Source organism: Avibacterium sp. 20-132, from assembly GCF_023611925.1.
GTDB lineage: Bacteria > Pseudomonadota > Gammaproteobacteria > Enterobacterales > Pasteurellaceae > Avibacterium.
Window position 1 is genome coordinate 1,315,194 of sequence record NZ_CP091456.1, and the last position, 18,992, is coordinate 1,334,185.

The 18,992-nt window shown below is 42.8% G+C and carries 12 protein-coding genes, 2 tRNA genes and 3 rRNA genes; 12 read left to right on the top strand and 5 right to left on the bottom strand.

Features of this window, described 5'->3' with window-relative positions; translation table 11 throughout:
* The first annotated feature begins 18 nt into the window (after positions 1-18).
* The 6 genes from murI to rrf all read left to right on the top strand — a co-directional run bounded on the left by murI (position 19) and on the right by rrf (position 6,420).
* Positions 19-858, top strand: coding sequence for a glutamate racemase (gene murI / locus L4F93_RS06260; RefSeq protein WP_250349502.1), 840 nt, complete (start codon positions 19-21; stop codon positions 856-858).
* A 324-nt stretch (positions 859-1,182) separates the two neighbouring features.
* Positions 1,183-2,726 (top strand): 16S ribosomal RNA (locus tag L4F93_RS06265).
* Between the two features lie 80 nt (positions 2,727-2,806).
* A tRNA-Ile gene (locus L4F93_RS06270) sits at positions 2,807-2,883 on the top strand.
* Between the two features lie 25 nt (positions 2,884-2,908).
* Positions 2,909-2,984 (top strand) — tRNA-Ala (locus L4F93_RS06275).
* A 308-nt stretch (positions 2,985-3,292) separates the two neighbouring features.
* Positions 3,293-6,191, top strand: a 23S ribosomal RNA gene (locus L4F93_RS06280).
* Positions 6,192-6,304: 113 nt separating this feature from the next.
* A 5S ribosomal RNA gene (gene rrf / locus L4F93_RS06285) occupies positions 6,305-6,420 on the top strand.
* The 16S, 23S and 5S rRNA genes sit together here with 2 tRNA genes alongside, the layout of an rRNA operon.
* A 178-nt stretch (positions 6,421-6,598) precedes the next feature.
* On the opposite strand, the gene cmoB is transcribed toward rrf, so the two are convergent.
* Positions 6,599-7,564, bottom strand: coding sequence for a tRNA 5-methoxyuridine(34)/uridine 5-oxyacetic acid(34) synthase CmoB (cmoB, locus tag L4F93_RS06290; RefSeq protein WP_250349503.1), 966 nt, complete (start codon positions 7,562-7,564; stop codon positions 6,599-6,601).
* 133 nt (positions 7,565-7,697) lie between these two features.
* Between cmoB and rng the strand changes: the two genes are divergently transcribed.
* A complete protein-coding gene (gene rng / locus L4F93_RS06295; RefSeq protein ID WP_250349504.1) occupies positions 7,698-9,173 on the top strand; it encodes a ribonuclease G in 1,476 nt (491 codons plus the stop codon).
* A gap of 113 nt (positions 9,174-9,286) precedes the next feature.
* Positions 9,287-10,735 (top strand): metalloprotease TldD, encoded by a 1,449-nt coding sequence (tldD, locus tag L4F93_RS06300; RefSeq protein ID WP_250349505.1) that lies wholly within the window; start codon positions 9,287-9,289, stop codon positions 10,733-10,735.
* 48 nt (positions 10,736-10,783) lie between these two features.
* Here the strand turns inward: tldD and L4F93_RS06305 are convergent, their stop codons facing one another.
* Positions 10,784-11,119 (bottom strand): carboxymuconolactone decarboxylase family protein, encoded by a 336-nt coding sequence (locus L4F93_RS06305; RefSeq protein WP_250349506.1) that lies wholly within the window; start codon positions 11,117-11,119, stop codon positions 10,784-10,786.
* A 153-nt stretch (positions 11,120-11,272) separates the two neighbouring features.
* Between L4F93_RS06305 and L4F93_RS06310 the strand changes: the two genes are divergently transcribed.
* The 3 genes from L4F93_RS06310 (at position 11,273) to rsmC (ending at position 13,819) form a co-directional block, all read left to right on the top strand.
* The gene (locus tag L4F93_RS06310) at positions 11,273-12,181 is read left to right on the top strand and encodes a helix-turn-helix domain-containing protein (RefSeq protein WP_250349507.1); all 909 of its coding nucleotides are present in this window, start codon (positions 11,273-11,275) and stop codon (positions 12,179-12,181) included.
* Positions 12,174-12,680, top strand: a complete 507-nt coding sequence (locus tag L4F93_RS06315) for a DUF2301 domain-containing membrane protein (RefSeq protein WP_250349508.1) — start codon at positions 12,174-12,176, stop codon at positions 12,678-12,680. Before L4F93_RS06310 ends, L4F93_RS06315 begins: the two co-directional genes overlap by 8 nt.
* Before the next feature lie 146 nt (positions 12,681-12,826).
* Positions 12,827-13,819: a 16S rRNA (guanine(1207)-N(2))-methyltransferase RsmC gene (gene rsmC / locus L4F93_RS06320; protein WP_250349509.1), complete on the top strand. Its 993-nt coding sequence runs from the start codon at positions 12,827-12,829 to the stop codon at positions 13,817-13,819.
* 66 nt (positions 13,820-13,885) lie between these two features.
* On the opposite strand, the gene fbpC is transcribed toward rsmC, so the two are convergent.
* From fbpC to L4F93_RS06335, 3 genes are all read right to left on the bottom strand, one after another.
* Positions 13,886-14,938, bottom strand: a complete 1,053-nt coding sequence (gene fbpC / locus L4F93_RS06325) for a ferric ABC transporter ATP-binding protein (RefSeq protein ID WP_250349510.1) — start codon at positions 14,936-14,938, stop codon at positions 13,886-13,888.
* Between the two features lie 13 nt (positions 14,939-14,951).
* A complete protein-coding gene (locus L4F93_RS06330; protein WP_250349511.1) occupies positions 14,952-17,009 on the bottom strand; it encodes an ABC transporter permease in 2,058 nt (685 codons plus the stop codon).
* Between the two features lie 83 nt (positions 17,010-17,092).
* Positions 17,093-18,121 carry an ABC transporter substrate-binding protein gene (locus L4F93_RS06335; RefSeq protein ID WP_250349512.1) on the bottom strand — a complete coding sequence of 343 codons (1,029 nt, stop codon included), beginning with the start codon at positions 18,119-18,121 and terminating at the stop codon, positions 17,093-17,095.
* A gap of 223 nt (positions 18,122-18,344) precedes the next feature.
* Here L4F93_RS06335 and udk point away from each other — a divergent pair, with 223 nt between their 5' ends.
* On the top strand, positions 18,345-18,986 hold the full coding sequence (gene udk / locus L4F93_RS06340) for a uridine kinase (RefSeq protein ID WP_250349513.1): 642 nt from the start codon (positions 18,345-18,347) through the stop codon (positions 18,984-18,986).
* Positions 18,987-18,992: the final 6 nt, after the last annotated feature.

Genomic DNA, 18,992 nt, shown 5'->3' on the forward strand with positions numbered 1-18,992 from the left:
ATTGCTTTTTAATAATAAATGACAACCTTATCTGATCCGCCTACCATTTTATTTTTTGATTCTGGCATTGGGGGCTTGAGTGTATATCGTGAAGTTAAAACACTTTTGCCTTATTGCCATTACCTTTATTGTTTAGACAACGCATTTTTTCCTTATTCTGAAAAAGAAGAGCAGGCGATTATTGAACGTTGTGTCTTGATTTGTCAGAAAATTTCGCAACAACATCCGATTGATTTAATTGTGATAGCTTGTAATACCGCAAGCACAGTCGTTTTGCCAGCATTACGAGAAAAATTTTCTTGCCCAGTTGTTGGTACAGTACCGGCAGTAAAACCTGCTGCCCAGCAAACAGAAACAGGGATTATCGGATTACTTGCCACTAAAGGTACAGTAAAACGGCCTTATGTAGATAAGCTGATTCAAGATTACGCAATGCATTGTTCTGTTGAAAAGCTAGGAAGCACGGAATTGGTGAAAATGGCAGAAGAAAAATTACAAGGAAATCCCATTGATCCCATAAAACTTTTATTTGAAGTCAAAGAATGGCAACGGAATTTATCATTAGATACGGTGATTTTAGGTTGTACCCATTTCCCATTCCTAAAAGCAGAACTAAAAGCCTGTTTACCACAGGTGAAATATTTTTTAGATCCAAGTAAAGCAATTGCTAAACGAGTCAAGGATTTGCTTGGAGAACCAACGCAAAAAACAGTCAAACAGAATTTGGTGTATTGTACAAAAGAAAGTAAAGAACAGCCTTCTTTATTAAAGGTATTTAAACAATTTGGCTTTTCAAGCTTACGCACGCTTATTTTAGATAAATCGCCAATAATTAAGTGCGGTATAAAAATTAACTAAATTTTCACCGCACTTTGCAGAAGAAATCATCAGTGTGATTTTAAAATAATCAGTTGTCATCATTTTTGTGTTTTTTTATTATTTTTTACAAAAAAACACTTGCAAAGATTTTCGAGATGTCTATAATACGCCGAACACAACGACGCGACGTTGTAGAACTGAAGATGATACAAATCGCGTCGTTCTTTTTTGCTCTTTAACAATCAATCAGACAATCTGTGTGGGCATTCGTTGATTTTCAAAAAGATTTAAAATTTAGAAATCAATGATGCTTAACTTAAAATTCAAATAGAATATAACGTTATGTATTCATTGAGCGAGATTAAACTGAAGAGTTTGATCATGGCTCAGATTGAACGCTGGCGGCAGGCTTAACACATGCAAGTCGAACGGTAACGGGTTGAAAGCTTGCTTTCGATGCTGACGAGTGGCGGACGGGTGAGTAATGCTTGGGAATCTGTTTTATGGAGGGGGATAACCATTGGAAACGATGGCTAACACCGCGTAATATCTGAGGATTAAAGTAGTGGGACCGCAAGGCCACTAGCCATAAGGTGAGCCCAAGTGGGATTAGGTAGTTGGTGGGGTAAAGGCCTACCAAGCCTGCGATCTCTAGCTGGTCTGAGAGGATGACCAGCCACACTGGGACTGAGACACGGCCCAGACTCCTACGGGAGGCAGCAGTGGGGAATATTGCGCAATGGGGGGAACCCTGACGCAGCCATGCCGCGTGAATGAAGAAGGCCTTCGGGTTGTAAAGTTCTTTCGGTGATGAGGAAGGTGGACGTGTTAATAGCACGTTGATTTGACGTTAGTCACAGAAGAAGCACCGGCTAACTCCGTGCCAGCAGCCGCGGTAATACGGAGGGTGCGAGCGTTAATCGGAATAACTGGGCGTAAAGGGCACGCAGGCGGTAAATTAAGTGAGATGTGAAATCCCCGAGCTTAACTTGGGAATTGCATTTCAGACTGGTTTACTAGAGTACTCTAGGGAGGGGTAGAATTCCACGTGTAGCGGTGAAATGCGTAGAGATGTGGAGGAATACCGAAGGCGAAGGCAGCCCCTTGGGGAGATACTGACGCTCATGTGCGAAAGCGTGGGGAGCAAACAGGATTAGATACCCTGGTAGTCCACGCTGTAAACGCTGTCGATTTGGGGGTTGAGCTTTGAGCTTGGCGCCCGTAGCTAACGTGATAAATCGACCGCCTGGGGAGTACGGCCGCAAGGTTAAAACTCAAATGAATTGACGGGGGCCCGCACAAGCGGTGGAGCATGTGGTTTAATTCGATGCAACGCGAAGAACCTTACCTACTCTTGACATCCAAAGAAGAACTCAGAGATGAGTTTGTGCCTTCGGGAGCTTTGAGACAGGTGCTGCATGGCTGTCGTCAGCTCGTGTTGTGAAATGTTGGGTTAAGTCCCGCAACGAGCGCAACCCTTATCCTTTGTTGCCAGCATGTAGAGATGGGAACTCAAAGGAGACTGCCAGTGATAAACTGGAGGAAGGTGGGGATGACGTCAAGTCATCATGGCCCTTACGAGTAGGGCTACACACGTGCTACAATGGTGCATACAGAGGGAAGCGAGCCTGCGAGGGTGAGCGAATCTCAGAAAGTGCATCTAAGTCCGGATTGGAGTCTGCAACTCGACTCCATGAAGTCGGAATCGCTAGTAATCGCGAATCAGAATGTCGCGGTGAATACGTTCCCGGGCCTTGTACACACCGCCCGTCACACCATGGGAGTGGGTTGTACCAGAAGTAGATAGCTTAACCGAGAGGGGGGCGTTTACCACGGTATGATTCATGACTGGGGTGAAGTCGTAACAAGGTAACCGTAGGGGAACCTGCGGTTGGATCACCTCCTTACCGAAGAGAAGACGAATGTTCACACAGATTGGTTGATTGATGTTAGACAATGAGAAGCAAAGGAATACCCGAATCCTTGAGGGTCTGTAGCTCAGGTGGTTAGAGCGCACCCCTGATAAGGGTGAGGTCGGTGGTTCAAGTCCACTCAGACCCACCACTCAAGTGATGAAGAAGAAATGATTGGGGATATAGCTCAGCTGGGAGAGCGCCTGCCTTGCACGCAGGAGGTCAGCGGTTCGATCCCGCTTATCTCCACCAAATCATTTAATGAGATGTAAATCATTAGTAAGTTCTTTTAGATTGTCTTAAGTAAGTGTACTTAAGATAGATTTTAGTCAGAGAATTTAGTAATGATAGTACACAAAATCAGTATTATCCTATTTGCTCTTTAACAATGTAAAAACAAGCTGAAAACTGAAGAGACTTTCAAGCCGGTGATAAAGGATAAAGTTTATCACTGAATTGAAGAAGTCTGAGTAGAAGAAGACTTACTTGAACAAAAGCAAGTAAGCGATTCTCAACGAATGACGATGATAGCTTTAAGGAAAAAATCCTTGAGGTTGTATAGTTAAGTGAGAAAGCGTACAGGGCGGATGCCTTGGCAATCAGAGGCGAAGAAGGACGTGCTAATCTGCGAAAAGCGTGGGTGAGTTGATAAGAAGCGTTTAACCCACGATGTCCGAATGGGGAAACCCGATAGGTGAAGAACCTATCATTGTTTACTGAATAAACTAGGTAAACAAGGCGAACCGGGAGAACTGAAACATCTAAGTACCCCGAGGAAAAGAAATCAACCGAGATTCTGTGAGTAGCGGCGAGCGAAAGCGGAGTAGCCAGTAAGTGATAGCAAGTGATTTAGGAGAATTGACTGGGAAGTCAAGCGAAACAGGGTGATAGCCCCGTATCTAAAAAATCGCGTGTGGTACTAAGCTTACGAGAAGTAGGGCGGGACACGAGGAATCCTGTTTGAAGATGGGGGGACCATCCTCCAAGGCTAAATACTCCTGATTGACCGATAGTGAACCAGTACTGTGAAGGAAAGGCGAAAAGAACCCCGGTGAGGGGAGTGAAATAGAACCTGAAACCCTGTACGTACAAGCAGTGGGAGCCCTTTGGGGTGACTGCGTACCTTTTGTATAATGGGTCAGCGACTTATATTTTGTAGCGAGGTTAACTGAATAAGGGAGCCGAAGGGAAACCGAGTCTTAACTGGGCGATGAGTTGCAAGGTATAGACCCGAAACCCGGTGATCTAGCCATGGGCAGGTTGAAGGTTGGGTAACACTAACTGGAGGACCGAACCGACTAATGTTGAAAAATTAGCGGATGACCTGTGGCTGGGGGTGAAAGGCCAATCAAACCGGGAGATAGCTGGTTCTCCCCGAAATCTATTTAGGTAGAGCCTTGTGTGAATACCTTTGGGGGTAGAGCACTGTTTCGGCTAGGGGCCCATCCCGGGTTACCAAACCGATGCAAACTCCGAATACCAAAGAGTACTGCACAGGAGACACACGGCGGGTGCTAACGTCCGTCGTGGAGAGGGAAACAACCCAGACCGCCAGCTAAGGTCCCAAAATCTATATTAAGTGGGAAACGAAGTGGGAAGGCTTAGACAGCTAGGATGTTGGCTTAGAAGCAGCCACCATTTAAAGAAAGCGTAATAGCTCACTAGTCGAGTCGGCCTGCGCGGAAGATGTAACGGGGCTAAAATATAGTACCGAAGCTGCGGCATCAATCGAAAGATTGTTGGGTAGGGGAGCGTTGTGTAAGCGGAAGAAGGTGAATTGAGAGGTTTGCTGGACGTATCACAAGTGCGAATGCTGACATAAGTAACGATAAAACGGGTGAAAAACCCGTTCGCCGGAAGACCAAGGGTTCCTGTCCAACGTTAATCGGGGCAGGGTGAGTCGGCCCCTAAGGCGAGGCTGAAAAGCGTAGTCGATGGGAAACGGGTTAATATTCCCGTACTTGGTAAAGCTGCGATGTGGGGACGGAGAAGGTTAGGTTAGCGTACTGTTGGAAATGTACGTTTAAGTTGGTAGGTGGGTAGACTAGGCAAATCCGGTCTACTGTCAACACAGAGAGATGATGACGAGGCTCTACGGAGCTGAAGTAACTGATACCACACTTCCAGGAAAAGCCACTAAGCTTCAGGCTTTACTAAACCGTACTGAAAACCGACACAGGTGGTCAGGTAGAGAATACTCAGGCGCTTGAGAGAACTCGGGTGAAGGAACTAGGCAAAATAGCACCGTAACTTCGGGAGAAGGTGCGCTGGCGTAGTGTGAAGTTCTTTGCGAATGGAGCATGAACCAGTCGAAGATACCAGCTGGCTGCAACTGTTTATTAAAAACACAGCACTCTGCAAACACGAAAGTGGACGTATAGGGTGTGATGCCTGCCCGGTGCTGGAAGGTTAATTGATGGTGTAATCGAAAGAGAAGCTCCTGATCGAAGCCCCAGTAAACGGCGGCCGTAACTATAACGGTCCTAAGGTAGCGAAATTCCTTGTCGGGTAAGTTCCGACCTGCACGAATGGCATAATGATGGCCAGGCTGTCTCCACCCGAGACTCAGTGAAATTGAAATCGCCGTGAAGATGCGGTGTACCCGCGGCTAGACGGAAAGACCCCGTGAACCTTTACTATAGCTTGACACTGAACCTTGAATTTTGATGTGTAGGATAGGTGGGAGACTATGAAGCGGTAACGCCAGTTATCGTGGAGTCGTTGTTGAAATACCACCCTTTAACGTTTGATGTTCTAACGAAGCGCCTGAAACGGGTGTTCGGACAGTGTCTGGTGGGTAGTTTGACTGGGGCGGTCTCCTCCCAAAGGGTAACGGAGGAGCACGAAGGTTTGCTAATGACGGTCGGACATCGTCAGGTTAGTGCAATGGTATAAGCAAGCTTAACTGCGAGACAGACAAGTCGAGCAGGTGCGAAAGCAGGTCATAGTGATCCGGTGGTTCTGAATGGAAGGGCCATCGCTCAACGGATAAAAGGTACTCCGGGGATAACAGGCTGATACCGCCCAAGAGTTCATATCGACGGCGGTGTTTGGCACCTCGATGTCGGCTCATCACATCCTGGGGCTGAAGTAGGTCCCAAGGGTATGGCTGTTCGCCATTTAAAGTGGTACGCGAGCTGGGTTTAGAACGTCGTGAGACAGTTCGGTCCCTATCTGCCGTGGGCGTTGGAGAATTGAGAGGGGCTGCTCCTAGTACGAGAGGACCGGAGTGGACGCATCACTGGTGTACCAGTTGTCTCGCCAGAGGCACTGCTGGGTAGCTAAATGCGGAAGAGATAAGTGCTGAAAGCATCTAAGCACGAAACTTGCCTTAAGATGAGTTCTCCCCGACTTTAAGTTGGTAAGGGTTGTTTGAGACTAAGACGTAGATAGGCTGGGTGTGTAAGCGATGTGAGTCGTTGAGCTAACCAGTACTAATTGCCCGAGAGGCTTAACTATACAACACTCAAGGGTTTTGGCTTGTTTTTGATTGAGAGAGTAGAGATTTTAGAGCGGAATGCTTTGAAGTCTGTAGATAAGAGAGATAAGCTTTAGATAAGCGAAAGAATTATCTTGGCGGCGTTAGTGCAGTGGACCCACCTAAATCCATGCCGAACTTAGAAGTGAAACGCTGTAACGCCGATGGTAGTGTGGGAGTTTCCCATGTGAGAGTAGGGCACCGCCAGGTTTTGAATGAGAGAAGAACGCCATTGAGGGAACTCAGTGGCGTTTTTTGTTTTTTTAGGGAATAAAAGCAGATAAGCATCACTGAGAATGAATAGCTTATATTCTTAAGAAAGAATATCAAAATCGCTCAAATAAGTCATATTTGAGCGATTTTGTAAGTGCAGTGCTTTTTTCATTCATTATTTATTCGCCAAAATCACCGCTCTTTTTGGGGCGGGATAGCCTTCAATCGTTTTGCTGTGATCTTGTGGATCAAGGAAATCAATCAGGCTTTCGTTTTCTAGCCATTCGGTTTTACGTTGTTCTTCAAGGCGGGTTACGGCCACATCAACACAACGCACATTGTGAAATCCACTCTTTTCTAGCCATAAAATCAAGGCATTGACAGAAGGAATAAAATAGACGTTTTTCATTTTTGCGTAACGATCTTGCGGTACAAGTACGGTGTTTTCATCACCATCAATGACTAACGTTTCAAGTACTAATTCCCCACCTGCCCTCAGCTGATTTTTCAATTGAGCGAAATGCTCAAAAGGGGATTTGCGATGATACAACACCCCCATTGAAAACACGGTATCAAATACCCCTAAAGGTTGCATTTGTTCAATACCAAGGGGAATTAAATTGGCTCGGCGATCATTATTTAACAATTTACGCACAGCCTCAAATTGGCATAAAAAGAGTTCTGTTGGATCAATGCCTACCACCATTTTGGCACCTTCACCTAGCATTCGCCACATATGATAGCCGCTGCCACAGCCCACATCTAAAATTAAGCGATCTTTTAATGGTGCAAGGTGAGGTAGCACGCGATCCCATTTGAAATCAGAACGCCATTCGCAATCAATATGAATACCAAAAAGGTGATAAGGCCCTTTGCGCCAAGGCATTAATTGCTTAAGATGATACACAATGCGCTGACGCTCGCCTGCGCTAAGTTCAAAATCGCCCTCAGATTGCACCGCACTTTTTAAATTAATTTGGTTGGCGTGTAAATCAGGTAGAAAATCCACAATTTTTGCCCACTTGGTATAATCGCCGTGGGTTTGTTTTTCCCATTGTTTAAGTTGAGCGGGGAGCGTTTCAAGCCAAGCTGAAAGTGGGCTTGTGGCAATTTGTTGGTAAAAAGGACGAAAATCGATCATAATTTATAAACGGAACATTCCAAAAGAAAAGGTTAAAATTTGAGAAAGGTCATATTTTACCTGATTTGGTACTGTTATTCTATTTCCCTTTTCGTTAGACTAGCCAACAGAAAAACAAGCAAACAAGATTAATATGGAAACCGTAGAATTATTAGTTAATGTAACGCCGAGTGAAACGCGTATTGCCCTTGTAGATACAGGAATCTTGAAAGAAGTACATATAGAACGGCAAGCTAAACGTGGCATTGTTGGCAATATTTATAAAGGTCGTGTAACCCGAGTATTGCCGGGAATGCAATCGGCTTTTGTGGATATTGGTTTGGAGAAGGCAGCCTTTTTGCACGCCTCTGACATTGTTTCACACACAGAATGTGTGGATGAAAACGAGAAAAAACAGTTTATCGTGAAAGATATTGCAGAGCTAGTGCGTGAAGGGCAAGATATTGTGGTGCAGGTGGTGAAAGATCCCCTTGGCACAAAAGGAGCAAGACTGACTACGGATATTACTCTGCCTTCTCGCTACCTCGTGTTTATGCCAGAAAACAGCCACGTTGGCGTGTCGCAACGTATTGAAAGTGAAGAAGAACGTGCGCGATTAAAAGATCTGGTATTGCCTTTTTGTGATGAATTAGGTGGTTTTATTATCCGTACCGCGGCGGAAGGCGCAAAGGAAGAAGAACTTTTACAAGATGCAGAATTTTTAAAACGCTTATGGCGTAAAGTAATGGAACGCCGTGCAAAATACCCAACACGTTCAATGCTTTATGGTGAACTTGCGCTTCCGCAACGTATTTTGCGCGATTTTATCGGCGTCGATCTAGAAAAAATCCGCATTGATTCTAATCTTTGTTTCAATGAAGTGAAAGAATTTACCGAAGAATTTATCCCGAGTTTAACAGAAAAATTAGTACTTCATTCTGGCAATCAACCACTATTTGATGTGTATGGAGTAGAAAATGCCATTCATACCGCATTAGATAAGCGCGTTAATTTGAAATCGGGCGGTTATCTTATCATTGAGCAAACGGAAGCAATGACCACCATTGATATTAATACGGGGGCATTCGTAGGGCATCGTAACCTTGAAGAAACGATTTTTAATACCAATATTGAAGCAACCAAAGCGATCGCCCAACAGCTTCAACTGCGCAATCTGGGGGGCATTATCATCATTGATTTTATTGATATGCAGTCAGAAGAGCATCAAACTCGTGTATTGGAATCGTTGCAAGAAGCCTTAGCGAAAGATCGCGTCAAAACCAGTGTAAATGGTTTCACCCAGCTCGGTTTAGTGGAAATGACACGCAAACGAACTCGTGAGAGCCTAGAACACGTTTTATGTGATGAATGTCCCGAATGTAGCGGACGTGGACGAGTGAAAACCGTAGAAACCATTTGTTACGAAATTATGCGTGAAATTATCCGCGTGCATCATCTTTTTGATAGCGAAAAATTTGTCGTATATGCCTCAAGAGCAGTTGCAGACTATTTAATTAATGAAGAAAGCCACGGATTAATTGCAGAATTAGAAGTCTTTTTGGGTAAACAAATTCAAATTAAGACCGAGGTTTTTTACCATCAGGAACAATTTGATGTTGTGGTAATGTAAAACTTCACTAAAAAGCACCGCACTTTGCTTATGAAGTGCGGTCTGAATATTAGAATTTTTTTCAACACAATGGCGCTCAGTTTTGTCCGCCCCTATCTTTATAAGAGAAAACAATGCTAAACAAAGTAACCCAATCCCTACTTACGCCAAGCCAGTTGGCGACGCAAGATTTAATAAATGTCTTTAACCTTATGGATCACCGCAATATTGATTATGCCGATTTATATTTCCAACTTAGCCAAGATGAAAGCTGGGTGTTAGAAGACGGTATTATTAAAGAAGGCGGTTTTCATATTGATCGCGGGGTAGGCGTGCGTGCAGTGAGTGGCGAGAAAACAGGTTTTGCCTATGCCGATCAAATCAACTTAGCAAGTTTACAACAATGTGCCAACGCAGTGAAAGGCATCGCTCAGCCTATGCAGCAAAGTTTTATTTTGCCACAGCAGTTTATGTCAGTTTCTGCAGTGCATCGCTATGCAGCGATTAATCCACTGGAAAGCCTAAGCAAAGAAAAGAAAATTGAATTATTGCATCTGGTGGATCGTACTGCGCGTTCGGCTGATCCGCGCGTCACCAAAGTTTCCGCTAGTTTAAGTGCCATTTATGAAGAAGTGCTTATTGCCGCAACAGATGGCACATTAGCCGCGGATATTCGCCCTTTAGTGCGTTTGTCTATTTCTGTATTAGTTGAAGAAAATGGCAAGCGTGAACGTGGTAGTGCAGGTTGTGGGGGGCGTTTTGGGTTAGATTGGTTTTTTGAGATAGATAACGGTGAAATGCGCGCAGTGGCGTTTGCAAAAGAGGCAGTCCGTCAAGCCTTAGTCAATCTTAACGCCATTCCAGCCCCCGCTGGATTAATGCCCGTTGTGCTTGGCGCTGGTTGGCCCGGTGTGCTATTGCACGAAGCAGTCGGACACGGTTTAGAAGGCGATTTCAATCGAAAAGAAAGCTCTTTGTTTACTGGAAAAATTGGTGAATTAGTCACTTCCCCACTTTGCACCATTGTTGATGATGGTACACTGCCAAATCGCCGAGGTTCGCTCACCATTGATGATGAGGGGGTACCAAGCCAATGTAACGTATTGATTAAAGAGGGGATTTTGCAAGGCTATATGCAAGATAAAATGAATGCGCGTTTAATGGGCGTTGCCCCTACGGGCAATGGTCGCCGTGAAAGTTATGCCCATTTACCTATGCCAAGAATGACCAACACTTATATGCTAGCTGGTAAAAGTAAATTTGATGATCTTATAGCTTCCGTAGATCGTGGGATTTTTGCACCGCACTTTGGTGGAGGGCAAGTGGATATCACTTCAGGAAAATTTGTGTTCTCAACTTCGGAAGCTTATTTGATCGAAAATGGCAAAATTACGAAACCCGTGAAAGGGGCAACGCTAATTGGTAGTGGTATTGACGTGATGCAAAATATTTCAATGGTCGCCGACAGCGTAGAAATCGACCACGGCATTGGCGTATGTGGAAAAGAGGGGCAAAGTGTTCCTGTTGGGGTTGGTCAGCCCGCATTAAAAATCGAACAAATTACGGTGGGGGGAACGAGCTAACGCCTTTATGGTAAAAAACCTAGCAATAATACTAGGTTTTTTTATTGACTATTTATTAACGTTAAATGCTTCTAAGGCTCTTAATGAATAAGTATAAGCAGCACCCGCGTTAAGGGCGATGGCGGTGGCTAATGCTGCAGCAACTTCTTCTTCCGTCGCACCTGCTTTGACTGCTTCATCTGCGTGTACTGCAATGCAACTTTCGCAACGTGTGGTAACAGCAACCGCAAGGGCGATGAGTTCACGTGTTTTAGCATCTAGTGCTGAGGCTTCCATTGCACTTGATAATGCACCGTATGCCTGTAACATTTTCGGATATTTTTTACCAAGTTCGCCGAAAGATTGCTTAACGTGGGTCTTTTCTTGTTTCCAGTCTTTAAACATTGTTTACTCCTATTTAATCAAATCATCTCTGTTTAGCTTGTGTTATTATGAGATGATTTATTCGGGCTATCTTGTAAAATCATCTCAATTTGTGGTTAAAAAGTCTAACAAAATACTTTATGATGATTGCTTAATAATCGTGAGGTAAAAATATTGGATATTTTAGATCATTTAATTGAGTTGGCGCAGATTAAAGGGGAAATTCATACCCATTGTTTATTTCAAGGTGAGTGGCAATCAGTTCAGCCAAGTGCGGCACAAAATATGGGCGTTTTCCATATTATCGTGCAGGGCGAATGTGAAGTGATTGTAAATAAAGAAAAAATTTTCCTAAAAGCCGGGGATATTTTCTTTTTACCGGAGGGTGATTTGCACTATATTCAAAGCCGACAATTTGCAGAAAAGACACCAGCGTCAATTGAAAAGCGTGAAAATGGCTTATTTCAAAGGGCAAGTAATGGCTTAGATAAAAGTGATTTTGAAATGTTCTGTGGGGCGTTTTATTATGATAAACAGTCTATTTTATTCAAAATTCTGCCGCATATTTTGCATTTTTCGATATATCAAACACCAATTGAACAACTTATGGCATTATTCCGTTTTGAGGCAGAAGGGGATACACAATTTGCTGGCAGATCGATTATTAATGCCCTTTCATCTGTGCTGTTTTCTTACATTTTACGCGATTATATTGAAAAACACGAAAGCAAAATGGGGCTACTTGCGGTATTGCAAGATAAACGTTTATCCGTCGCGGTGCGTGCAATTTTGCAGCAGCCTGAGCAGAATTGGAATATGGGAAATCTCGCGAAAATTGCGAATATGTCGCGCGCCAATTTTATTCGCGTTTTTCAAAAGAAAATGGCGATTACGCCGGGAAAATTTCTGGCTCAAGTTCGTATGCAACAGGCATCAATGTTACTCAAAACGACGCAGAAAAACATTCTGACTATTGCTTTAGATATAGGCTATCAGTCAGAGGCTTATTTTAGTCGCGTCTTCAAGCAATATTATGGCATTTCGCCAAATCAATATCGTAAACAAGGAGAAACGAATGGCTGATCCACATATTCAATCACCGATGGATTGGTGTGATTATTTTACGGTCATCATTTATCGTTGCGGTTTTGTCTTAGCAGCAATAATGACGGCACTGTTACCTTATTTTCCAGAAATTGCCTATTTAGGCTTACTCTGTGCGGCGTTATGTTGTGCCTCATCATTGCATATCTATCTGAAAAATATCCGTTTTCTATTGCAATTTGCCACTTGGACAGCATTGTTATGCCATTTAGTTGGAATGCCACAATTAGCAATAGGCGGCGCGTTGCTGACACTGGGTGGGTTGTCATTTAAAGAGTATTTTTGTTTTCGTATTTTTGGATTAAATTTGCAACCTCTCTTTCTCGCCTTATTGTGGCTTGCGAAAGTCTTAAATTATTCCTTACTTCTCAATGGGTTATCGGTGATTTCTGCATTGCTTTTTGCACTGCTTGCCATTCAAAAATGGCGAATGCCATTACATTTTGATATTGGGGATAAGACTAAATATCAAATTTAATCGTCGGCAAAGTCAAATGCAGCGAGAAATTTTATTTGCAAAGAGATGATTGTCTTGTCTGATTTCGCATTATAGAATTGAGAAACCTCATTCTTGCTTTTATAAAAGCAGGATTTTATTGATATTTTTATGAATAGGATAAAACCGTGATTTCACCTGAAAGCCAAGTGCTAGAACGCCATCTTTCTTTATTTGAAAATCGAAATGTATTATTTACTGGGGCGTTGAATGATGATTTTCCACAACAATTATGCAGCAGCGCAAAATCGGTGCATTGTTGGACGTGGTATTTTGATTATGCAAAAAACAAAAGTGTGGTGGATTTTTCCGTCGATTTTGTGCCGACCGTGGATCTTATTGTTTATTACTGGACAAAAAACAAACAAGAAAATCAGTTGCAATTAATGCAGCTTTTATCACAATGCCCACCTGAGCAAGAAGTATTGATTATTGGCGAAAATCGTAGCGGTGTGCGTTCAGCGGAAAAAATGCTTTCTCCGTTTGGTGAAATTGGCAAGATTGATAGTGCAAGACGTTGTGGGCTTTATCATTTTTGTTTGAAAAAATCACCGCACTTTGATTTAGCGAAATATTGGAAATCCTATCAGCACGCTCAATTGGGTGATCTGACCATTTTCAGTTTACCTGGGGTGTTTAGTGCAACGGAGTTAGATGTGGGAACGGCGTTATTGATTTCTACATTAGATCACCCAATTCAAGGTCGTGTGCTAGATATGGGCTGTGGAGCAGGGGTAATCGGGAGCTATATTAAGCAGCATAATCCAACGGTTGCACTGACAATGACGGACATTCACGCTTTAGCGGTTGCTTCAGCCCAGCGGACTTTCTTAGAAAATAATTTGCAGGCAGAGATTTTTGCAAATGATGTCTTTTCTCAAATTGAAGGAAAATTTGATTTGATCATTTCTAATCCGCCTTTCCACGATGGGGTGGATACCGCATTTCGTGCCGTGTCAGAACTTATTTCACAAGCTAAATGGCATTTAAACGAAGGGGGAGAGCTGCGCATTGTGGCAAATGCTTTCTTACCTTATGCGGATTTATTGGATCAGCATTTTGGTTCGCACCAAGTGTTAGCCAAAACGAATAAATTTAAAGTTTATTCTGTTTATTATTAAGATAAAGTGCGGTAGAAATATTTCAAATTTTCCACCGCACTTTGGTTTTGCGAGTGATTCCTTGCGCTACGTTTCTTTTTTCAGTAAGAACACACCATAGTCAGCAAAATGCACATAGGCTTGGCTGATGGTGGGATCAAAACTATCTGGCTGGCAATTAATGAGTAACGGCTTCTCGCCCCATAGTGCGACAATTTCCCAGTGATTACCCATATATACCGCACTTTGAATTTCACAGCGTTGTGTTGCCTCTCCTTGTTGCGAAAGACGTACTGCTTCAGGGCGAATACCGACTAAGCATTCCCCGTCAGCTAAACCGAAAGATTGCACATTGGGTAAGGAAAATGCATATTGATTGACGGTGATTTTGCCGTTTTCAAGTCTTCCGTCAAAAATGCTACTTTCCCCCATAAAATTCGCTAAAAATAATGAGTTAGGGTGTTGATAAAGTTCTTTCGCAGACGCTTTTTGCATAATTTTCCCCTTGTGCATTACGATCACTTCATCTGACACCGCAAAAGCTTCGCTTTGATCGTGAGTCACATAAAGGGAGGTAATGCCAAGGCGTTGTTGCAGTTCGCGGATTTTTTCACGCATACTACGGCGTAAATTCGCATCAAGATTGCTCAGTGGTTCATCAAATAATAGCACTTTCGGCTTTAATACGAGGGCGCGAGCTAAGGCAACGCGTTGCTGCTGACCGCCCGAGATTTGATCCACATAACGATCTTCAAAGCCGGCTAAATCGACCAATTCCAACGCTTCTTTTACACGTTGTTTGCGCTCAGCCGATCCGACGCCTTGCATACGCAAACCGTAGCCCACATTATCGCCAATAGACATATGCGGGAACAGCGCGTAGGATTGAAACACGATACAAATATCACGGTTTTGAATGGAAGATTTGGTTACATCTTCGCCATCAATAAAAATCTGCCCTGAGGTTGGGCTTTCCAACCCCGCGACAAGGCGTAGCACGGTGGTTTTGCCACAGCCCGAAGGGCCAAGTAAGGTAACCATTGAGCCTTGTTTTATGGAAAGATTAAGATCATCGATCACCACCGCGTTACCAAAGGATTTGGTGACATTTTTTAATACTAAAAAATCATTATTCTTCATTTTGACAACCTAATTAATTCATTTTTTTCGCTTTAGAACGTGCAATGCGTGTATCGCCCACTAACCAATCAAATAACAAGATAATCGCCATCATTACTACGATTAAAATTGAGCCATAAGCAATGGCTACACCGTATTCGCCATCTTCTACACGGTTCAAAATATAAGAGGTCGCCACTCTTGTATCTGCGGTCACTAAGAATACGATCGCACTGACGGTGGTCATTGCTCGTACGAAACTCGTTACTAACGCAGATAATAAGGCGGGTTTAAGTAATGGAAAGACAATATACCAAATGGTTTTTAATGAGCTTCCTTTTAAGGAAAGTGATGCTTCATCAAGGGATTTATCAAGCTGTCCTAAGCCTGCCACAGCGGCGCGCATACCCACAGGCATATTACGCATAACCATTGATAGCACAATGATAATGCTCGTTCCTGTAAGGTAAATTGGGGCATTGTTAAAGGCAAGAATATAGGAAACCCCTGCCACGGTTCCGGGAACGGCAAAACAAAGTAAGGTTAAAAACTCAAGGGTTTTCTTACCTTTAAAATCACGGCGTACCGTAATGTAGGCAATCAGCAAACCAAAAATTGCGGTGATTGGGGCTGCGGTGGCGGCAAAAATCACTGTATGAATAAGTGATGGCCAAGCACCGTCACTAAAGCCTTGTCCAAACAAGGTGAGATAGTGTTTAAAGGTGAAGGTGTAATCCACTCCCCAGTTCATTGTGAAACTGCCGTAGAAAATACTGCCGTATAACACCGCATTAAACAGTACCCAGAAAGCAAGGGTAAAAATAATGAAAAATTTCATCGCACTCGGTAAATCTTGCACATCGCCACGATAAGATTTACCCGAAACCGTAACGTATGAACGATTACCTATCCATAAATATTGGATAATAAAAATACCTAAGGAAAAAATTAATAAGAGACTTCCTAAAGTACTTGCTGAAGCATAATCTAACTGTGAACCAGCAATATAGAAATAAATTTGTGAAGAAATCACATCAAAACTACCGCCCAATACAAGTGGGGTACTAAAATCCGCCAAGGATTGGATTGCGACCACTAAAAACGCATTGGCGAGTGCAGGTTTGAGTAGGGGAAAAATAATATTAAAAAAGGCTTGGTAGCGATTCGAGCGTAGCGTGTAAGCTGCTTCTTCAATAGAGGGATGAATAGATTTTAGCGCACCTTCTAAAATCATAAATGCCATAGGTGTCAGCGCGAGGGTGTGAGCAATGATAATCCCGGTAAACCCATATAACCAGTTGCTACTAAAGCCAAAATATTCTACCAAAAATTCAGTCACATAACCTGAACGCCCAAGCATTAAGGTTACGCCTAACCCTACCACGAAAGGCGGGGTAACAATAGGCAAAATGGAGAAAATTTTTCCGATGACTGCGGTGCGTTTCGCAATACGTGTCGTATAAAGAGCGAAAATTAAACCAAATAATGTCGCGAAAACCCCCACCGTGATTGCCACACTGAGCGAGTTACCGATAATCCGAATAATATAAGGTTTTTCGATAATGCTGATCACTTGGCTTGGCACAAAGTCCCCATTGTCATAAAACATTGAGACAAAAATTGCCAAAGTTGGATAAACAATAAAAAAGAAAATCAGCAAGACAATGCTAATTAGCGAGGCGATGATAAATTTATCCCCTTGCATCACCTTCATTTTTGCTAAACTTTGAGTTGCAAGAGCAATAAGGCTTAACATTAGAATAAAAATAGCATAGCCGAGATTGAATTTTTCTATGGTGGCAGAAATAAATACGAATAGGAAAATTGCCAAAACTGCCATAAATTCGGCAATGCCCTGTTGCCGTTCGCCTTTTCCTTTGAAAACAGCTGAAAAGATGGGTACGAATGCTAATGATGCAAACCAAAACCAACTTAAATTAAAGCTTGCCCAGCCCATTGCTTCATAAATTTCATCCGCAGTAGATTCTGCTAAGCCATAATACAACGCCATCGAAGGCAAACAGATAAAACCCAACAGCGCGAGCAAAATCCAAAATAGGCTACAATTAAACATCTGTACCAATTTATTCATAATCTTTCCATAAGAGATGACTTAGAGTTTCTTGTTATAACAAAAACTTTTAGGAGAATAAAGGCGGTTGTCTGCTTTATCGCTTACTGCGCTAATTTCACTTCATTCACCCATTTGTTAATTAGGCGTTTGCGTTCTTCGGAGGCACCGTATTTTTCAAAATCATAATTGATTAAATTAAGTTTAGTTGGATCAAACGCCGTAGGGGATTGTTCTGCGGTGATATTCGTGAGGGTTTGGAAAGCACGCCCTTTTTTCCAGGCTAATTCTTGACCTTCTTTCGACAAGGCCCAATCCACAAATAATTTCGCATTATCCAAGTTGCGCGCACCTTTTAAGATACTCACACCGCCTAGTTCGTAGCCTGTTCCTTCGCAAGGGACAACTAATTCAATTGGCGCACCTTGTTGTTTTTCAAGGGCATAGTCGTGTAAGAATCCTATCCCTACGGTGGTTTCGCCTCTTGCCGTATTGCGTGAAGGTGTGATGCCTGATTTGGTATATTGGGAGATGTTCGGATGAAGTTGTTTAAAGAAATTGAAAGTTTGATCTTCTCCCCATAATTGTACAAAGGTCGCAATTGCCGTGTAAGCCGTACCTGAGCTTTGTGGGTCAGCCACTTGAATTTCACCTTTTAAGCGAGGATCGGTCAAGTCTTTCCAGCATTTAGGGACATCTTTGATGCCTAATTTTTTCAAGCGTTCAGTATTCACACCAAAACCTAAAATACCCATATAAATCGCAGAGGTATAATTCCCTTTGACTTTCGCGGGATCTTGGAATTTTGGCATAATTTGCTCGACATTAGGTGAACGATAGGCTTCTAATAAACTAAGTTCTCCTGCTTGAGATTGCGGATCAAGCGTACCACCGTACCATACGTCCGCTTGAGGATTTTTCTTCTCGGCTTCAATTTTGGCAAAGGTGCTGCCTGAACCATTACGGATAAAAGAGGTTTTAACATCATATTTTTGACCGAAGGCTTGGGTTTCAGCCTCACACATTTCATTCGTTGCGCTACAATATACCACTAAGCGTCCTTTGGCTTGTGCTTGCACACTGAATATTAAGGCTGACGTGGCAAGTGCGGTGGAAATTGCGTTACCTTTCATTGTCGTACTCCTTATGGTTTGTCGAGAAAATCGGCTATCTTATTGATTAATCTTAATTAAATGCGGTTAATCCTATCTGAATGGGATAAAAAATGCTGTGAGCAATATCACAAAATAGAAGATTTCTTTCGTTTTATTTCATTAAAAGGGGGAAACTATTATCAAAAAGTGAATTTTTTCTTTATAATTCGCAAATTACTCATTCGCTTAATTGAATCCTATTATGTCAGATCAAGATTGCATTATTATTGCTATTGCAGGGGCTTCCGCATCAGGAAAAAGCCTTATTGCTTCGACCATTCATAAAGAACTTCGTGATGAACTCAGTTGCGAAGACATTGGCATCATTTCCGAAGATAGCTACTACAAAGATCAAACCCACCTTGCTTTTGAAGAGCGCATTAAAACCAATTACGACCACCCAAATTCAATGGATCGTGATTTATTATTGCAACATTTGCGCGCATTAAAAGCAGGCAAGGCGGTAGATATTCCCGTTTATAGCTATGTAGAACACACGCGTACTGGTGAGACCACCCATTTCAAACCAAAGAAAGTGATTATTTTAGAAGGGATTTTGTTGCTCACAGATGAACGCATTCGCCAAGAGGCGAGCATTTCTGTGTTTGTTGATGCACCATTAGATATTTGTTTTATCCGTCGTTTAAAACGCGATATGGAAGAACGTGGTCGTTCTTTACAATCGGTCGTGGATCAATACCGAGCAACGGTTCGTCCAATGTTCTTGCAATTTATTGAACCGTCGAAACAATATGCGGATATTGTTGTTCCTCGTGGTGGGAAAAACCGTATTGCAATCAATATGTTAAAAGCACAGATTTTGCATCTACTGAAAGGCAAATAGGGGATA